Here is a 15,693-nt window from a genome sequence, read left to right on the forward strand (position 1 = left end):
TTCGCATGTTGATGATGAAATCGCCGCCGTTAACGGCAGCTGAACCCGCGAGCAGCGGAAGCGGTTCCGCAAACTCGCTCTGGCATTCCCGAATGACGGTTTGGCGACAGCTGCGTCCATCCTGACTTTCGGCGGCAGACCGATCGGTTTATTGCGGAGAAGCGACGGGCTATAGGGGCCCCGACAAGCGGCCGTGGGGCCGATACGATATCCTGCGGACCCAGCGAATCAGCGAGTGCGGCGACGATGACGGACGATCTCTTCGGCGACGACGGCGGCAAGGATGCGCGCGCGGAAGCGCCTGCGCCGGCCCCTGCGCCGAAGCCGGCCGCGCGCCCTGCCCCTGCCCCGCGCGTCGGCACGCCGTCCGAGGCCGGCTACGACGCCTCAGCCATCGAGGTGCTCGAAGGGTTGGAGCCGGTGCGGCGCCGGCCGGGCATGTATATCGGCGGCACCGATGAGCGGGCGCTGCATCACCTCTTCGCCGAGGTGATCGACAACGCCATGGACGAGGCGGTCGCCGGCCATGCCAGCTTCATCGATGTCGAGCTCTTCGCCGACGGCTCGCTCGCGGTCACCGACAATGGCCGCGGCATGCCGATCGACCCGCATCCGAAATTCCCGGACAAGTCGGCGCTCGAAGTGATCATGACGATCCTTCATGCCGGCGGAAAGTTCGACTCCAAGGTCTACGAGACCTCTGGCGGCCTGCACGGCGTCGGCGTCTCCGTGGTCAACGCGCTCTCCGACCTGGTCGAGGTCGAGGTCGCTCGCGGCCAGATGCTCTATCGCCAGAGTTTCTCGCGCGGCCTGCCGCTCGGGCCGCTGGAGACGGTCGGACGGGCGCCGAACCGGCGCGGCACCCGCGTGCGCTTCCTTCCCGACGCCCAGATCTTCGGCGAAGGCGCGCATTTCGTGCCGGCGCGGCTCTTCCGCATGGCCCGCTCGAAGGCCTATCTCTTCGGCGGCGTCGAGATCCGCTGGCGCTGCGCGCCCTCGCGTCTGAAGCCCGAGGGCGATGTCCCGGCCGAGGCCGTGTTCAAATTCCCCGGGGGCTTGCGCGACTATCTCGCCCGCGAGATCGAGGGCAAGGACCTGGTCGCCGAGCCGATCTTCTCCGGCAAGATCACCAAGGAAGGTGGCCACGGCTCGCTCGAATGGGCGGTGGCCTGGCTCGCCACCGGCGAGGACGGGTTCTCCTCCTCCTATTGCAACACGATCCCGACGCCCGAAGGCGGCACGCATGAGCAGGGCCTGCGCATCGCCCTGCTGCGCGGCCTGCGCGACCATGCCGAGCGCATCGGCCAGTCCAAGCGCATGGCGCAGGTCACCGCCGACGACGTGATGGCGACCTGCGCCGCCATGCTCTCGGTCTTCATCCGCGAGCCGGAATTCCAGGGCCAGACCAAGGACAAGCTGGCGACGCTGGAAGCCGCCCGCATCGTCGAGAACGCGATGCGCGACGCCTTCGACCATTGGCTCGCCGCCTCGCCGCAACAGGCGCTGAAGCTGCTCGATTGGTCGGTCGACCGGGCCGAGGAGCGCCAGCGTCGCCGCCTCGAGAAGGAAGTCTCGCGCAAGACCGCGACGCGCAAGCTCCGGCTCCCCGGCAAGCTGGCCGATTGCAGCTCGGCCGGCGCGGCCGGCTCGGAGCTCTTCATCGTCGAGGGCGACTCGGCCGGTGGCTCGGCCAAGCAGGCGCGCGACCGCGCCACGCAGGCGATCCTGCCCTTGCGCGGCAAAATCCTCAACGTCGCCAATGCGACGCGCGACAAGCTCAACGCGAACCAGCAGCTCGCCGACCTCATCCTGGCGCTCGGCTGCGGTATCGGCAGCCAGTTCCGCGAGGACGACCTGCGCTACGAGAAGGTCATCGTGATGACCGACGCCGATGTCGACGGCGCCCATATCGCCTCGTTGCTGGTGACTTTCTTCTGGCGCCAGATGCCGCGGCTGATCGAGAAGGGCCATCTCTACCTCGCTGTGCCGCCGCTCTATCGGCTCCAGCATGGCGGCAAGAGCGTCTATGCCCGTAACGACGCCCATAAGGACGAGCTGATTGATACCGTCTTCAAGGGCAAGAAGCCGGAGATCAGCCGCTTCAAGGGCCTGGGCGAGATGATGCCGGCCCAGCTCAAGGAGACGACCATGGATCCGAAGAAGCGGATCCTGCTCAAGGTCATGGTCGACCATGAGGCCAAGGAGGAGACCTCGGACACGGTCGAGCGGCTGATGGGCAACAAGCCGGAGGCGCGCTTTCTCTTCATTCAGGAGCGGGCCGCCTTCGCTGGGGAGCTGATCGACCTGTGAGGCGAAGCCTGGACGGCTCGCCGGCCGGGCTCCCCCGCAAGCCTGCCGGGCTGCCTCATAGCGCGCATGCGCCCATCCTGCGCGCATGCCGACCGATCCCCACGATGGCGACCATGACTACGCAGGGCGCCGTGGCCGCCCCCAGCCCTATCTCTGGCCGCTGAGCGCATGGGCGAGCCTCCTGCCGCTCCACCTCGACGCGATGCCCAAACCTCGGGACAGGCCTCGCTCTGGGCCGATCTCGAAATCTTCCACGCCGTCGCCAGCAGCGGCGGCCTCTCTCTGGCGGCGATTGCTCTCAGGCTGAGTGAAACCACTGTCGCGCGACGGCTGAAGGCGTTCGAAGCCCGACTCGGCCTGCCCCTGTTCAAGCGCGGCGCCAATCGGCTGATCCCGACGCAGATCGGCCTTGCGCTCGCCGCCGACGCAGCTGCCGCCGCCGAGGCCGTCGCGCGCTTCGAGGCGCGGGCAAACGCTGCGTGCGTTCGCGATGACGCACCCGTCCGCATCACCGCGACGACCTCGATCAGCCTGTTCCTGACCCAGCACGCCGCCCGCCTCTCGGCCGCCGCAGGCGGAATCGAGATCGTCATCATCAGCACCCGCGAACGGCTCGACCTCGCCCGCGGCGACGCCGAGATCGCAATCCGCATGCGCAAGCCGCCGGGAGAAGCCGGCTATTTCGGCCAGAAGGTCGGCAAGCTGGCGCAGGCCTTCTATGTCCGCCGCGATGTCGACCCGGCGACCGCGCCGGTGATCTCGGTCAGCCGGGACGTGTCGTCGCGGATCGAGCAGCATATCCTCGCCTGGGCGGCCGGCCGGCCGATCGCCGCCCGCGTCGGCGATTCCGCCGCGCGCTACGAGAGCATCCGCTCGTCCGGCGCGGTCTCGATGGCGCCCTGCTTCCTGGCCGATGGCGATGCGACACTTGTCCGGCTGGAGCAACCGCCCGAAGCGACCGCCGACGAGATTTTTCTGGTCTCGCATGAGAGCAGCCGGCAACGGGCGGCGGTCCTGGCCACGCAGGAGGCCCTGCGCAAGCTCTTCCGCGAACATCGTGGCCGGCTGGAAGGCCGCACCTGACGATTCGAATTCCATCGATCGCGCTGGGGCCGCGCTAACCAAGTCTTTACAGGGGTCGGCGCAGAATTTCCCTGTCGGCGCTCGGCGCCTTTGCTTGAATATTCGGAGAGCAGCGATGCGCCTCGTCATCGCCTTCCTGCGCAATCAGCGCGGCACCATGGTCGCTGATGTCGCCAAGGCCGGCGCGGCGATCGCCTTCCTCTCCGTCGTCGCCGCCAATTTCGTCTCGAGCCAGACGGCGCAACTCGATCGCGACGCGCTGCGCCAGATCGCCCAGGCCGCGACAAAGGGCCAAGCGATCGACCCGCAGATCACCGGCTCGATCGTCAAGCGCGCCAGCGAAACCAAGCTCGACCCGTGCGTGGCCCCGCGCTGAGGCTCAGCTCAGCCAGTCGAGCAGCGCCCGCGTGACGATCTCGGGTGTCTCCAGCGTCGACAGGTGGCCACAGCCGGGCACTTCCAGATAACGCGCCTTCGCGCCGACGCCCGCGGCGATCTCGCGCGCTTCGTCCGGCGGGGTGATCGCGTCTTCCGCGCCGACCACGACCAGAGTCGGAACGGAAATCGTCGCGAGGACAGGCCGCGCATCGGAACGGCCCATGATGGCGCGCTGCTGGCGAATGAAGCCCATGGCGCCGACCGCCTCGGCCATGGCTTTCACGGCGAGCCGTAGCGCCTCGTCTGCGAGACGACCGGGCGCGACGAGCTTCTGCCAGAGCACCGTCACGACATTGTCGAAGGCCCCCTTCTCCGCCAGCGCGATCATCTGCTCGCGTGGCATGTTCGTCTCGGGCGTCGGCGGCTTTGCGGTGGTGTCGAGCAGAGCAAGCCGCGTCACCCGTTCGGGCGCGCGCCGCATCACCTCGAAGGCGATATAGCCGCCCATCGACAGCCCGCACAGGGCGAAACGTTCAGGCGCAGCCGACAGCAGCCGCTCGACCATGGCGGCGATCGTGTCGTCGGCGGCGGTCTCGGCGACCAGAATTTGCCGGCCGGATGCCAAGGCTGGCCATTGCGGAGCATAGAGCGCCGGCGTGCAGTTCAGCCCCGGAATCAGGACCAGAGGCTCCGGAGTCTTCGCCATAACCACACCCATCCTTCAGCAACTTCGCTAGAATGTTGACTTTGCCCTGTTTTTTCTGCATTGCACGGGCGTCCGAAGGCGCGCAACCCAGCAAAGTCGCGCCACCGTTGCGGTTGAACGGTCATCCCGCCACGTGTCCCCGACCCTTGAGAAGCGCAACCATCGATGTCTTTTGCCGAACTCGGCCTGAGCGATAAGGTTCTTACGGCGGTCTCCGCCGCCGGCTACACGACGCCCACCCCCATCCAGGCCCAGGCCATTCCGCATGTGCTCGCCCGCAAGGACGTGCTCGGCATCGCGCAGACCGGTACCGGCAAGACCGCGGCCTTCACCCTGCCGATGCTGACCATCCTGGAGACCGGCCGCGCCCGGGCCCGGATGCCACGCACGCTGATCCTGGAGCCGACGCGCGAGCTTGCTGCGCAGGTCGAAGAAAACTTCGTCCGCTATGGCGTCAACCAAAAGCTTTCGGTGGCGCTGCTGATCGGCGGCGTCTCCTTCGGCGACCAGGATGCCAAGATCACGCGCGGCGTCGACGTGCTGATCGCCACGCCCGGCCGCCTGCTCGACCATGTCGAGCGCGGCAAGCTACTGCTCACCGGCGTCGAGCTGCTCGTCATCGACGAGGCCGACCGCATGCTCGATATGGGCTTCATCCCGGACATCGAGCGAATCTGCAAGCTGGTGCCGTTCACGCGCCAGACACTGTTCTTCACTGCGACGATGCCGCCCGAGATCACCAGGATCAGCGAGCAGTTCCTGCATAATCCGGTCCGCATCGAGGTCGCCAGGCCGGCAACTGCGGCCGCGACGATCACCCAGCGTCTGGTCGCCTCGCACAGCCAGGACTACGAGAAACGCGATACGCTGCGCCGGCTGATCAAGGACGCCAAGGACCTACAGAACGCGATCGTGTTCTGCAACCGCAAGCGCGATGTAGCAACGCTGCACAAGTCCTTGCAGAAGCATGGTTTCCCCGCCGTGGCTCTGCATGGCGACATGGATCAGTACGCCCGCATGGCGGCGCTCGATTCCTTCCGCACGGGCGAGAACCCGATACTGGTCGCCAGCGATGTCGCGGCCCGCGGCCTCGACATCCCCGCGGTCAGCCACGTCTTCAATTTCGACGTGCCGACCCATGCCGAGGACTATGTCCACCGCATCGGCCGTACCGGCCGCGCCGGCCGCGAAGGCGCTTCGTTCACCATCGTCACGCGGCATGACGACAAGCTCCTGGCCGCGATCGAGAAGCTGACCGGCCAGAGCATCGAATGGGCCGGGCCGGGCCTTGAGAGCCTGCCGGCAGCCGAGCCGCGCGAGGAACACCGCGGCCGCCGTGGCGACGACCGAAAGGGCGGCCGGCCACAACGCGGCGGGCGCGATGGCAGGCCGCCGCGAGGCGAGGCAAGGAGCGAGCACGTCCGGTCCGAAAGCCGGCCCGAGCGGGCCGAAGCCGAGGCCGCGCGCAGCAACGATGCGCCGCGCGCGCCACGCCGCGAAGAGACCGCCGGCAACGGCGATCCGCGAGGCCAGCGTGGCCGCTCCTCGCGACGCGACGATCTCGATGACGGCCCGGAGGTCAAGGGCCTCGGCGACCACGTTCCCGCCTTCCTGCTGCGCCCGGTCCGCGTCGGCTGAATCGTACGTCCCTGCAACCTTGCATTAACTCCGTCTGCCCTACGGTCAGGCGCGTAGCGGGCGCGGAAGAATTTCGTGCCCGGCGGGGGACAGGACGTCATGACCAACAGCCGATCGGGCTCGCCGCAGGTTCACGACCTCGCTGAACAGGTCGTCACGGCGATGCGTCAGCATTATTCTCCCGGCTATCCGCGTTCCTTCGAGGTCTGGTACGCTCATCTCAGCGGCGAAGTGCCGGCTCTCAGCATGGCGATGAACGCCGTGATCGCCGCCAGCAATGGCGAGGTCGGCGCCGCAGACATCGACACGCTCTACGAGAAATTCATCAGCACCGACCGCCTCACGCGCCAGGCCGAGCGCACCAGTTTGCAGGTGCTCGCCGAGATCGACAGCATGATGGCACTGGTCGACCGGGCCCTGAGCTCGAGCGAGCAGTATCACGGTCGGCTCTGCGCCATGTCGGAAGAGGTGCCTCCCTCGGCCGACCGGCAGAAGCTGCGCGAATGGGTCGAGGCTCTGGTCCTGTCGACCCGCGAGGAGGTCGCTCGGAAGACCCAGCTCGAAGGCCAGCTGCGCGAAAGCGCGCACGAGATCCACAATCTGCGCGAGGCGCTGGAATCGACGCGGGCAGAGGCGCTGACCGACCCCCTCACCGGCCTCGCCAACCGTCGCCATTTCGAGGAGATGCTGCAGAAGGCGATCGATCAGGCGACGCTGCGGCGCGAGCCCTTCGCGCTGGTCATGGCCGATATCGACTTCTTCAAGAACTTCAACGACATGCACGGCCATCTGACTGGCGATCAGGTGCTGCGCCTGGTCGCCAGGACGATGAAGGACAAGTTCAAGGACAAGGCGATCATCACCCGCTTCGGCGGCGAGGAGTTCGCCATCATCCTGCCGGACGCGGATGTTGTCGCCGGCAAGTTCGGGGCCGAGACCGTGCGTCAGGCTCTGCTGACCCGGGAGCTGGTCAAGCGCTCGACCAATGAGAGCCTCGGACGCATCACCATTTCGCTCGGCGTTGCCGTCTACCGGCGTGGCGACACCGCGAGCTCGATCGTCGAGCGGGCCGATAACGCGCTGCTGCAGGCCAAGCGCGACGGCCGCAACCGCACGGTCACCGAGGACGCGGTCCAGGACGCGGCGAAGGTCGCCTGAGCGATCCTGATTTTTACTGGGCCGCCAGCGCGGTTTCGGCGCGCGGCTTGATCTCGACCGATTCGCCGCAGCCGCAGGCCGAGACCTGGTTCGGATTGTTGAAGACGAAGGTCGAGGAGAAACGGTCGGTCTTGAAGTCTAGCTCGGTGCCGAGCAGGAACAGCACCGCCTTGGCGTCGACGATCACGGTCGCGTCCTTCTCGGTCACGACCTCGTCGCCCTTGCCGACCGCACGCGCGACCTCGAAGGTGTACTCCATGCCGGCGCAGCCGCCCTTCTTGACGCCGACGCGCAGGCCGAGCGCCGGCGAATCCGGATTGTCGCGCACCGACTGCGCCATGATCTCGCGAATGCGCCGAGCGGCGGCGTCGGTCAGCGAGACGACCTTCAGGCCGGGTATCGAAAACATATCCTCGTCCCTCCTCGACCGGATTCAAGGTCCGGTGAAAACAGGATTGCTGACGGCAACATAAGGATTGGTGAGCGCAACGTCGAGATGCACCGGCCGGGACGGCGCCATTTGCTTGCGTCCATTGCATGGAGCGCACGCCCGTGCACTCTGCGCGGATCATTTCAGCATCTGACAGATGGCCATGACATCCTATCGCTTGCACCGGCCCGAGGCGCTCCGTGCCCTCACCCGCGCCATGATAACCGCTGCCGGCTGGAGCGAGGACGAGGCGAAGGAGACGGCCGAGCATCTGGTGCTGGCCAATCTCAGCGGCCATGACAGCCATGGCATCGGCATGCTGCCGCTCTATTTCAACTCGCTCGCCGACGGCCATCTGACGCCGCAGGCCAAACTCAGCATTCGCAGCCAGGCCGGTCCCTTCCTGATCGTCGACGGCAATGTCGCGCTCGGCCAACCGACTGCGCGAGGGGCCGTCGACCGCGCCGTCGCGATCGCACAGACCGGCGGCGTCGCCGTACTCAACCTGCTCGATTCGCACCATATCGGCCGCATCGGCCACTATTCCGAGGTCGCTGCGGCTGCGGGGCTGATCTCGGTGTTCTGGGTCAATGTCGCCGGACGGCCGCCGATCGTCGCCCCTTTCGCCGCCAAGCAGGCGCGCTTCGGCACCAACCCTATCTCGATCGGCCTGCCCGTGCCCGGCGGCGAGCCGCTGATCCTCGACTTCGCCACCAGCCGCATGGCTCATGGCAAGGCACGCGTCGCGCTCAACAAGGGCGTCACCGTGCCGGAAGGCTACATCATCGACGGCGAGGGCCGCCCGACCGTCGAGCCCCGGCATGTCTTCCTGCAGGAGGGGCTGCCGCTCGGCGCGCTCCTGCCCTTCGGCGACCATAAGGGCGCCGGTCTCTCGCTGATCGCCGAGCTGCTCTCGGCCGGGCTGATGGGTGCGGCCCGCATCGACGAGAAGCCGCACAAGAGCTGGATCATCAACTCGCTGTTCGGGGTACTGATCGACCCGGCCCGGCTTGAGCCCGATGCCGCCCTCCGGCAGCAGCGGATCGAGAGCTACCTTGCCTTCGTACGCGCCGCCGCGCCGCAGGATCCTTCGCAGCCCGTGCTGGCGCCCGGCGACAAGGAGCGCAAGACGCGGATCGAGCGCGAGCGCGACGGCATCCCGCTCGACGACGAGACCTGGTCGCAAATCGTCGCCGCAGCGAAGGCCCACGGGGTCGACGCCGAGAGTTTCTAACTTCCGCTTGGCGTGACTACTCGCGATCGCGGGTGTGCTGCTCGGCGCCCTTCTGGTGTGCCAGCCAGGGCTCGCGGCGGATGGTCCAGAGTTCGTAGGCCGGCACCAGCGCGCTCGGCGGGCTGTCCAGGCTGCCGAGCTTGATCTCGATCTCGTCGGAGCCTTCCGCCCAGCAGAACAGCGGCGAGCCGCAGGCCGGGCAGAAGCGCTCACCGCCGGCGCGGCTCGACCAGGATGCAAGTTCTCCAGACCAGGTAACGCTGGCCTTCGGCCAGATGCCGAAATAGGAAAAGGCCGAGCCCGAACCCTTCCGGCAGGTCTCGCAATGGCAGATGCCGACGCGGATCGGCTCGCCGTCGAGCTCGTAGCGAACCTGCCCGCAATTGCAGCCGCCTGAGAGTTTCATCGTCGCCTCGCGCTCCTGAGCGGCAGATCAACCATGCCCGGTCGGACTGGTTCCGTCACTCCGGCAAGCCAGCCTTGCGGAAACCCTCGACGAAGCGCTCACGCAGCGCATTGTCACGGAACGGCTCCATTGCCGCCCAATGGCGAATACTGAAATCCGGATTGCCGACGAGGAAGAGCTCGGCCTCGGCACGCGCCTTATCAAGCTGCCCGATCTGAGCCAGGCTCGCCGCCAGGAATCGGCGCGAGCTGGTCCGATGCGTGTCGTCCCGGCGCAGCGCCGCGACGGCGGCTTGATGCTCGCCGGCGGCGTAGAGAGCCTGCCCAAGCGGTAGATAATACCAGCTCGCCGGAAACGGGTTCAGCCGGAAAGCCTTGCGAATATGCTCGAGGCCCTCCTCGACCCGCCCGGCCAGCACAGTGATATCGGAGAGCGCTGCCCATGCATCGGCTTCGTTCGGATCGAGCTCGATCGCCCGAGCGAATTCCGCATCCGCTTCAGCGAAGCTCCGTTCATAGGCGAGCAGATAGGCGAGAGACCAACGGCAGCCGGCATCGCCGGGGTCCAGCGCGACGGCCTTGCGCGCCAGTTCAAGGGCGGTGCCGCGGGAGGCCTCGCTCGGCCCGCCAGAATGCACCCAGCCCATCCAGTGGTTCAAGGCGAGCCAGCGATAGGCCTCGGCATAGTCCGGATCGAGCGAAATTGCGCGCGTCAGCAGCAGGTGCGCCTCCTGCGCTGCCTGCGGCGTGTCGTCCATAAGCCGGCGCGCCCGCACGCAGAGATCGTAGGCTTCGAGGCATTTCGGTCGCTGCCTCGGCGGCGGTGTGCGCAGGCGACCCAGCAAAGCCTGGACGATCCTGGCGGTGACCTCGTCCTGCACCGTAAAGATGTCGCCCAGCTCGCGATCGAAGCGTTCGGCCCAGAGATGATCGCCGGTCAGCGAATCGACGAGCTGGGCGTTGATGCGAACCCGCCCGGCAGCGTGCCTGACGCTTCCTTCCAGCAGGTAGCGCACGCCGAGTTCCTCGGCGATCTCGCGCACCTCCCTCGCCTTGCCCTTGTAGGCGAAGGCCGAATTGCGGGCGATGACGAACAGTTCCGCGGTCCTCGACAGGTCGGTGATCAGGTCCTCGGTCAGTCCGTCCGCAAAGCTTTCCTGCCCGGGATCGCTGCTGACATTGAAGAAGGGCAGCACGACGATCGACGGCTTGCTCGGCAGCGGCAAGGGCTCTCGCCTCGCACTGCCCAGTTGTTCGACCAGTCCGGCGAAGCGGTAGCCGACACGCGGTACCGTGACGATCCAATCACCACCATTTGCGGGCTCGCCGAGCAGCTTACGCAGTTGTGCGATCTGTACGGTGAGATTGCCTTCCTCGACGGCCATGCCCGGCCAGGCGGCCTCCAGCAGCTCGGCCTTGCTCAGGATGTCGCCAGGACGTCCCACGAGCGCCGCGAGCAGCTTCAGGCCGCGGTAGCTGGCAGCGACAGGGACTCCGTTCTCGAGGAGCGTTCCCGCGCTCGGATCGAGCACGAACGGTCCAAAGGCGAAGCGCGCTCCCTGCATAGGCTGAATCCATAGCTCCTTTGGAAGTTTTTGGAACTCTTCGCATGGGCTTAAGGACCGCGCCGCCTGCATCGAGCAGAACGGAACCTCCCTTCACTCGGGGCGCCGCTTGCGCCTGAACCACGGGAGGCTGCCATGCACGATGCTCCCACGCTCGCGTCGAATTCAGACCAGGCTGCCCCGCAGGGCCTGCTGGCGATCTGGCGCGAGCGCATCCGCACGCGCTGGAAGCTGGCGCAGATGGCGCAGGAGAACCCGCACCTGCTAAAGGATATCGGCCTCACGAAACAGCAGGTCGAAACCGAGATCGCCAAGCGCTTCTGGCAGCGCTAGCGGATCGGGTCGCCCGCTCCGGACACGCGGCCGCTGCGATCAGGATATCAAGTGACCCGACAGAGCGACTCGCGACAGCAGGACGACATGACCCTCGCCGAATACAACGCCTTCTGCGCCGCCCTGCCCGCGACCAGCCATGTCGTGCAATGGGGTGGGGCCGATGTCTGGAAGGTCGGCGGCAAGGTATTCGCCCTCGGCCGCGACGATGCCGAGGGGATGCTGTTCGTCTCGTTCAAATGCTCAGCCGTCGCCTATGAGATGCTGCGCGACGCGCCCGGCTGTAGGCCCGCGCCCTATCTCGCTTCGCGCGGGATGAAGTGGATCCAGCGCTTCTCCGACGAAGGCCTGCCGGATGATGCCTTTCGCGACTATCTGCGCGAGAGCCATCGGCTGGTCGCGGCCGGGCTGACAAGGAAGGTTCGCGCGGAGCTCGGGCTCGGCTAACAACCGCGTCATTCTCGGGCGAAGCGAAGCGCAGACCCGAGAATCTCAGGACCAGAGCGCGCTGACAGGCCCTCGTCCTGCATGGGATGCTCGGGTCAAGCCCGAACATGACGAGCAATCTTTAGACCGTCGCCTCACCGCGCAGAACCGGCACGCAGCCGCCGCCGACGGTGGCGCGGATCTCGCCATCGACGCGCCGCGCCGTGACCTGCAGCAGGCTCGGCCGCCCCATCTCGACGCCTTGCGCGATCTCGAAGGCGATGCTGTCCTTGTCGGAAAGCAACAGGGTGAGAGCTGCCAGCGTCGCGCTGGCGCTGCCGGTCGCGGGGTCCTCCCAGGTGCCCGCGAGCGGCGCGAACATGCGGGCGCGGACCCTGTCGCCATCCCAAGCGTAGAAGAAGATCGACAGACGGCCTTCGAGAGCCGGGTTGGCCTGTTCGAGCCGGCGATAGGCGGCGATATCCGGCGTCGCCCGCGTCAGCGCTTCCGGCGTGAGCTCGACGAGGACGAAGTTGACGCCGACCGAGGCCTGCTGCGGCGGATGGCGGCCGGTGAGCACGTCCTGCGCCTGAAGGCCGGCGCAGGCGGCGATCGCATCGGGCGGCAATTGGATACCGAGCGAGAGAGCCTGCGGCGCGGCGATGGTCGCGCCTGTCACCAGTCCTGTGCCATCGCGGGCGACCCGGACCTCGACGAGCCCCGCCATTTCCTCGAACAGCAGGATGCCGTCGCTGTCGCGGCCATGGCCGGCGAGGACGCAGGCGGTGCCGACATTGGGATGGCCGGCGAAAGGCATCTCGGCGGTGCGATGGAAGATGCGGACGCGCGCCGTGTTGGCCGGATCGCGCGGCGGCAGCACGAAGGTGGTCTCGCTATAGTTCATCTCCGCCGCCAGCGCCTGCATCTCGGCATCCGAGAGCCCGCGTGCATCGGTGAAGACGGCGAGCTGATTGCCGCCGAAGCGGGTGTCGGTGAAGACGTCGACGGTCTCGAACGGATAGGACGGCATGGCGATCTCCGGCTTGTCGGCAAAGACTGACACCGGAAGCGGCGGCCGGGAAATCAGGAATCGGAATGCGACCGATCAGCTCGGGCCGGCTGAACTTAGAATCCACCCTCTCCGGGTCGTCCCGGGCGACCGGAGGGAGACCCGGGACCCATTCCGGAACCTCAATCGGAAAGGCTCCGGAATGGATCCCGGATTCCCGCTTCGCTGCGTCCGGGATGACCAACGGGATGGGAGGCAGTTAGAGCCTTCTCACGCCCACCAGCGCTCGCCCACCGGGAAGCGGCCGGCGGCTTCCTCGATGACCTGGCCGAGCGAGAACAAGGTCTCCTCGTCGAACGGACGGCCGATCAGCTGCAGGCCAAGCGGCAGGCCCTGGCTGTCGAGCCCCGCCGGCACGGCGATGCCCGGCAGGCCGGCCATGTTCACCGTCACCGTGAAGACGTCGTTGAGATACATCTCGACCGGGTCGGACGAGCCCTTCTCGCCGATGCCGAAGGCGGAGGACGGCGTCGCCGGCGTCAGCACGGCATCGATGCCCTGGTCGTAGACAGCTTCAAAGTCGCGCTTGATCAGCGTACGCACCTTCTGGGCGCGCAGGTAATAGGCGTCGTAGTAGCCCGAGGACAGCACATAGGTGCCGATCATGATGCGGCGCTTGACCTCGGCGCCGAAGCCGGCGGCGCGGGTCTTCTCATACATCTCGATGATGTCGCGGCCCTGCTCGCGCAGGCCGTAGCGGACGCCGTCGTAACGGGCGAGGTTGGACGAGGCCTCGGCCGGCGCGACGATGTAATAGGCCGGCAGCGCGTATTTGGCGTGCGGCAGCGAAATCTCGACGATCTCGGCGCCGGCGGCCCTCAGCCAGTCGATGCCCTGCTGCCAGAGCGCGTCGATCTCGGCGTTGAGGCCTTCCAGCCGATATTCCTTCGGAATGCCGATCTTCATGCCCTTGATCGAGCGGCCGACCGAGGCCTCGTAGTCCGGCACCGGCCGGTCGACGCAGGTGGTGTCCCTCGGGTCGTGACCGGCCATTGAACGCAGCATCACGGCGCAGTCGCGCACGGTCTTGCCGATCGGCCCGGCCTGGTCGAGCGAGGAGGCGAAGGCGACGATGCCCCAGCGCGAGCAGCGGCCATAGGTCGGCTTGATGCCGACCGTGCCGGTGAAGGCCGCCGGCTGGCGGATCGAGCCGCCGGTGTCGGTTGCGGTCGCGGCGAGGCAGAGATGCGCGGCGACGGCCGCGGCCGAGCCGCCAGAAGACCCGCCGGGCACTAAGTGGTTGCCCTCGATCGCGCCAGCAGCCCCTGCCCCAACATTGGAACCCTCCCGACGCCAGGGGTTGACCACCGGCCCGAAAGCCGAGGTCTCGTTCGACGAGCCCATGGCGAACTCGTCATTGTTGAGCTTGCCGAGCATGACGGCGCCATCGCGCCAGAGCTGCGACGAGACGGTCGATTCATAAGGCGGCACGAAATTGCCGAGGATGCGCGAGCAGGCCGTGGTGCGCACGCCCTTGGTCGCGAACAGGTCCTTGATGCCGAGGGGCAGGCCTTCGAGCGGGCCGGCCTCGCCCTTGGCGAGCTTCTCGTCGGAGGCGGCGGCCTGCTTCAGCGCATGCTCGGGGGTCTCCAGCACATAGGCGTTGAGCGCGCGCGCCTGCTCGACGGCGGCGATATGCGCCTTGGCAAGTTCGGTGGCGGAGAACTGCTTGGCCTTCAGCCCCTCGCGGGCTTCGGTCAGGGTCAGGCGGGTGAGATCGGTCACGGGAAAGGTCCGGTTCTGGCAAGCGGCAGGAGATCCCCGGATCGTGCTCCGCACGTCCGAGGATGATCGAATGAGCGCGTTACGCGCTCATTCGATCACCTTCGGCACCATGAAATAATTGTCCTCGGAGGCCGGCGCATTGGCGACGATCTCGTCGGCGATCTCGCCGTCGTTGACCACGTCCTGGCGCTTCTTCATCGCCATCGGCGTGACCGAAGTCATCGGCTCGACGCCGGAGACGTCGACCTCGTTGAGCTGCTCGACGAAGCCGAGGATGGCGTTGAGCTCGCCTTGCAGCTTCGGCACATCCGCATCATCGACGGCGATGCGCGAGAGATGCGCGACGCGTTTGACGGTGGCGGCGTCGACCGACATGGGCGGGCTCCTAACGGGATTGGCGCAACGGCGCCGGTAATTGTTCGCCAGCGCTATAGCGCGCGGACCGCCAGTAAGTCAGCACTTACTTGCGGCCCGCTGACTGCACGCAGCTCACAACGATAGTGGCGTCAGACCGTGACCGCCTTGCCCTTCTCCGGCACCAGCGCCTCGACGCCGCTGCCCTTCAGCCCCTCGACGAAGACCGCTGCATCCTGGGCGATGATCGGGAAGGAGCCGTAGTGGCAGGGGATGGCGAGCTTGGGCTTGACGAAGCGGGTCATCGCCAGCGCCGCGGTCCTGGCGCCCATGGTGAAGCGATCGCCGATCGGACAGATGCAGGCCTCGACCCCGTGGATCTCGGCGAGGAGGGCCATGTCGGAAAAGATGTCGGTGTCGCCCATGTGCCAGAGCGTCTTCTCACCGGGGGCCTTGATGATCGCGCCATTGGCGTTGCCGACCGGGACGGCCACGCCCGCCTCGCCCATGCCGGCAGAGTGGTCGGCGCGGACCAGCGTCACCGAGAAGGCGCCGAGATCGACGGTGCCGCCTGTGTTCATCGGCTGGAATGTCTTCAGTCCCTTCGAGGCGAGGTGCATGCAGAGATCGTAATTGGTGATGACGGTGGCGTCGTTCGCGGCGGCGATGGCGAGCGTGTCGCCGACATGGTCGCCATGGCCATGGGTGACGACGATATGGCTGACGCCCTTGCCGGCCACTGCGACATCGCCCTCGAAAGCAGGATTGCCGGTGAAGAACGGATCGATCAGGACCGAGGCGCCGGGCAGGTCGAGCCGAAACGCCGAATGGCCGAACCAGGTGAGCTGCATGATGGTCTCCGCGAAAAGGCTGTGCCGG

Annotated in this window: 16 protein-coding genes; 8 read left to right on the top strand and 8 right to left on the bottom strand. The window is 67.0% G+C overall.

The genetic code is table 11. From position 1 onward, the window contains the following. Window positions 1-246: 246 nt before the first annotated feature. The 3 genes from parE to ACFPOB_RS06625 all read left to right on the top strand — a co-directional run bounded on the left by parE (window position 247) and on the right by ACFPOB_RS06625 (window position 3,769). On the top strand, window positions 247-2,310 hold the full coding sequence (parE, locus tag ACFPOB_RS06615) for a DNA topoisomerase IV subunit B (protein ID WP_377796890.1): 2,064 nt from the start codon (window positions 247-249) through the stop codon (window positions 2,308-2,310). A 168-nt stretch (window positions 2,311-2,478) separates the two neighbouring features. Further along, window positions 2,479-3,393 carry a LysR family transcriptional regulator gene (locus tag ACFPOB_RS06620; protein ID WP_377796892.1) on the top strand — a complete coding sequence of 305 codons (915 nt, stop codon included), beginning with the start codon at window positions 2,479-2,481 and terminating at the stop codon, window positions 3,391-3,393. A 115-nt stretch (window positions 3,394-3,508) separates the two neighbouring features. Then, window positions 3,509-3,769, top strand: a complete 261-nt coding sequence (locus ACFPOB_RS06625) for a hypothetical protein (protein ID WP_377796894.1) — start codon at window positions 3,509-3,511, stop codon at window positions 3,767-3,769. Window positions 3,770-3,772: 3 nt separating this feature from the next. Here ACFPOB_RS06625 and ACFPOB_RS06630 read toward each other — a convergent pair whose 3' ends face one another. Further along, a complete protein-coding gene (locus ACFPOB_RS06630; protein ID WP_377796896.1) occupies window positions 3,773-4,477 on the bottom strand; it encodes an alpha/beta fold hydrolase in 705 nt (234 codons plus the stop codon). Between the two features lie 165 nt (window positions 4,478-4,642). Here ACFPOB_RS06630 and ACFPOB_RS06635 point away from each other — a divergent pair, with 165 nt between their 5' ends. Then, entirely contained in the window at window positions 4,643-6,115 is a 1,473-nt protein-coding gene (locus ACFPOB_RS06635) for a DEAD/DEAH box helicase (RefSeq protein WP_377796898.1), read from the top strand. Window positions 6,116-6,214: 99 nt separating this feature from the next. Continuing rightward, window positions 6,215-7,273: a GGDEF domain-containing protein gene (locus ACFPOB_RS06640; RefSeq protein ID WP_377796899.1), complete on the top strand. Its 1,059-nt coding sequence runs from the start codon at window positions 6,215-6,217 to the stop codon at window positions 7,271-7,273. A 13-nt stretch (window positions 7,274-7,286) separates the two neighbouring features. Here the strand turns inward: ACFPOB_RS06640 and ACFPOB_RS06645 are convergent, their stop codons facing one another. Then, the gene (locus ACFPOB_RS06645; RefSeq protein WP_377796900.1) at window positions 7,287-7,682 is read right to left on the bottom strand and encodes a HesB/IscA family protein; all 396 of its coding nucleotides are present in this window, start codon (window positions 7,680-7,682) and stop codon (window positions 7,287-7,289) included. A gap of 178 nt (window positions 7,683-7,860) precedes the next feature. Between ACFPOB_RS06645 and ACFPOB_RS06650 the strand changes: the two genes are divergently transcribed. Next, window positions 7,861-8,937 carry a malate/lactate/ureidoglycolate dehydrogenase gene (locus ACFPOB_RS06650; protein WP_377796902.1) on the top strand — a complete coding sequence of 359 codons (1,077 nt, stop codon included), beginning with the start codon at window positions 7,861-7,863 and terminating at the stop codon, window positions 8,935-8,937. Window positions 8,938-8,953: 16 nt separating this feature from the next. Here the strand turns inward: ACFPOB_RS06650 and ACFPOB_RS06655 are convergent, their stop codons facing one another. Together ACFPOB_RS06655 and ACFPOB_RS06660 are read right to left on the bottom strand one after the other, a co-directional pair. Beyond that, entirely contained in the window at window positions 8,954-9,343 is a 390-nt protein-coding gene (locus ACFPOB_RS06655; RefSeq protein ID WP_377796904.1) for a GFA family protein, read from the bottom strand. Between the two features lie 55 nt (window positions 9,344-9,398). Next, on the bottom strand, window positions 9,399-10,907 hold the full coding sequence (locus tag ACFPOB_RS06660; protein WP_377796905.1) for a winged helix-turn-helix domain-containing tetratricopeptide repeat protein: 1,509 nt from the start codon (window positions 10,905-10,907) through the stop codon (window positions 9,399-9,401). 135 nt (window positions 10,908-11,042) lie between these two features. On the opposite strand from ACFPOB_RS06660, the gene ACFPOB_RS06665 reads away from it, so the two are divergent. Both ACFPOB_RS06665 and ACFPOB_RS06670 read left to right on the top strand, forming a co-directional pair. Continuing rightward, complete coding sequence (locus tag ACFPOB_RS06665; protein WP_377796907.1) at window positions 11,043-11,240, top strand: DUF1127 domain-containing protein; 198 nt, start codon at window positions 11,043-11,045, stop codon at window positions 11,238-11,240. An 87-nt stretch (window positions 11,241-11,327) separates the two neighbouring features. Continuing rightward, window positions 11,328-11,687: an MmcQ/YjbR family DNA-binding protein gene (locus tag ACFPOB_RS06670; protein WP_377796908.1), complete on the top strand. Its 360-nt coding sequence runs from the start codon at window positions 11,328-11,330 to the stop codon at window positions 11,685-11,687. A 121-nt stretch (window positions 11,688-11,808) separates the two neighbouring features. On the opposite strand, the gene ACFPOB_RS06675 is transcribed toward ACFPOB_RS06670, so the two are convergent. From ACFPOB_RS06675 to ACFPOB_RS06690, 4 genes are all read right to left on the bottom strand, one after another. Next, the gene (locus ACFPOB_RS06675) at window positions 11,809-12,696 is read right to left on the bottom strand and encodes a PhzF family phenazine biosynthesis protein (protein WP_377796910.1); all 888 of its coding nucleotides are present in this window, start codon (window positions 12,694-12,696) and stop codon (window positions 11,809-11,811) included. A 249-nt stretch (window positions 12,697-12,945) separates the two neighbouring features. Further along, entirely contained in the window at window positions 12,946-14,460 is a 1,515-nt protein-coding gene (gatA, locus tag ACFPOB_RS06680) for an Asp-tRNA(Asn)/Glu-tRNA(Gln) amidotransferase subunit GatA (RefSeq protein ID WP_377796912.1), read from the bottom strand. 87 nt (window positions 14,461-14,547) lie between these two features. After that, entirely contained in the window at window positions 14,548-14,835 is a 288-nt protein-coding gene (gene gatC / locus ACFPOB_RS06685; protein WP_377796914.1) for an Asp-tRNA(Asn)/Glu-tRNA(Gln) amidotransferase subunit GatC, read from the bottom strand. 131 nt (window positions 14,836-14,966) lie between these two features. Beyond that, window positions 14,967-15,665 (bottom strand): metal-dependent hydrolase, encoded by a 699-nt coding sequence (locus ACFPOB_RS06690; RefSeq protein WP_377796916.1) that lies wholly within the window; start codon window positions 15,663-15,665, stop codon window positions 14,967-14,969. Window positions 15,666-15,693 lie beyond the last annotated feature (28 nt).

The organism is Allobosea eneae, from assembly GCF_042657265.1.
GTDB lineage: Bacteria > Pseudomonadota > Alphaproteobacteria > Rhizobiales > Beijerinckiaceae > Allobosea > Allobosea eneae.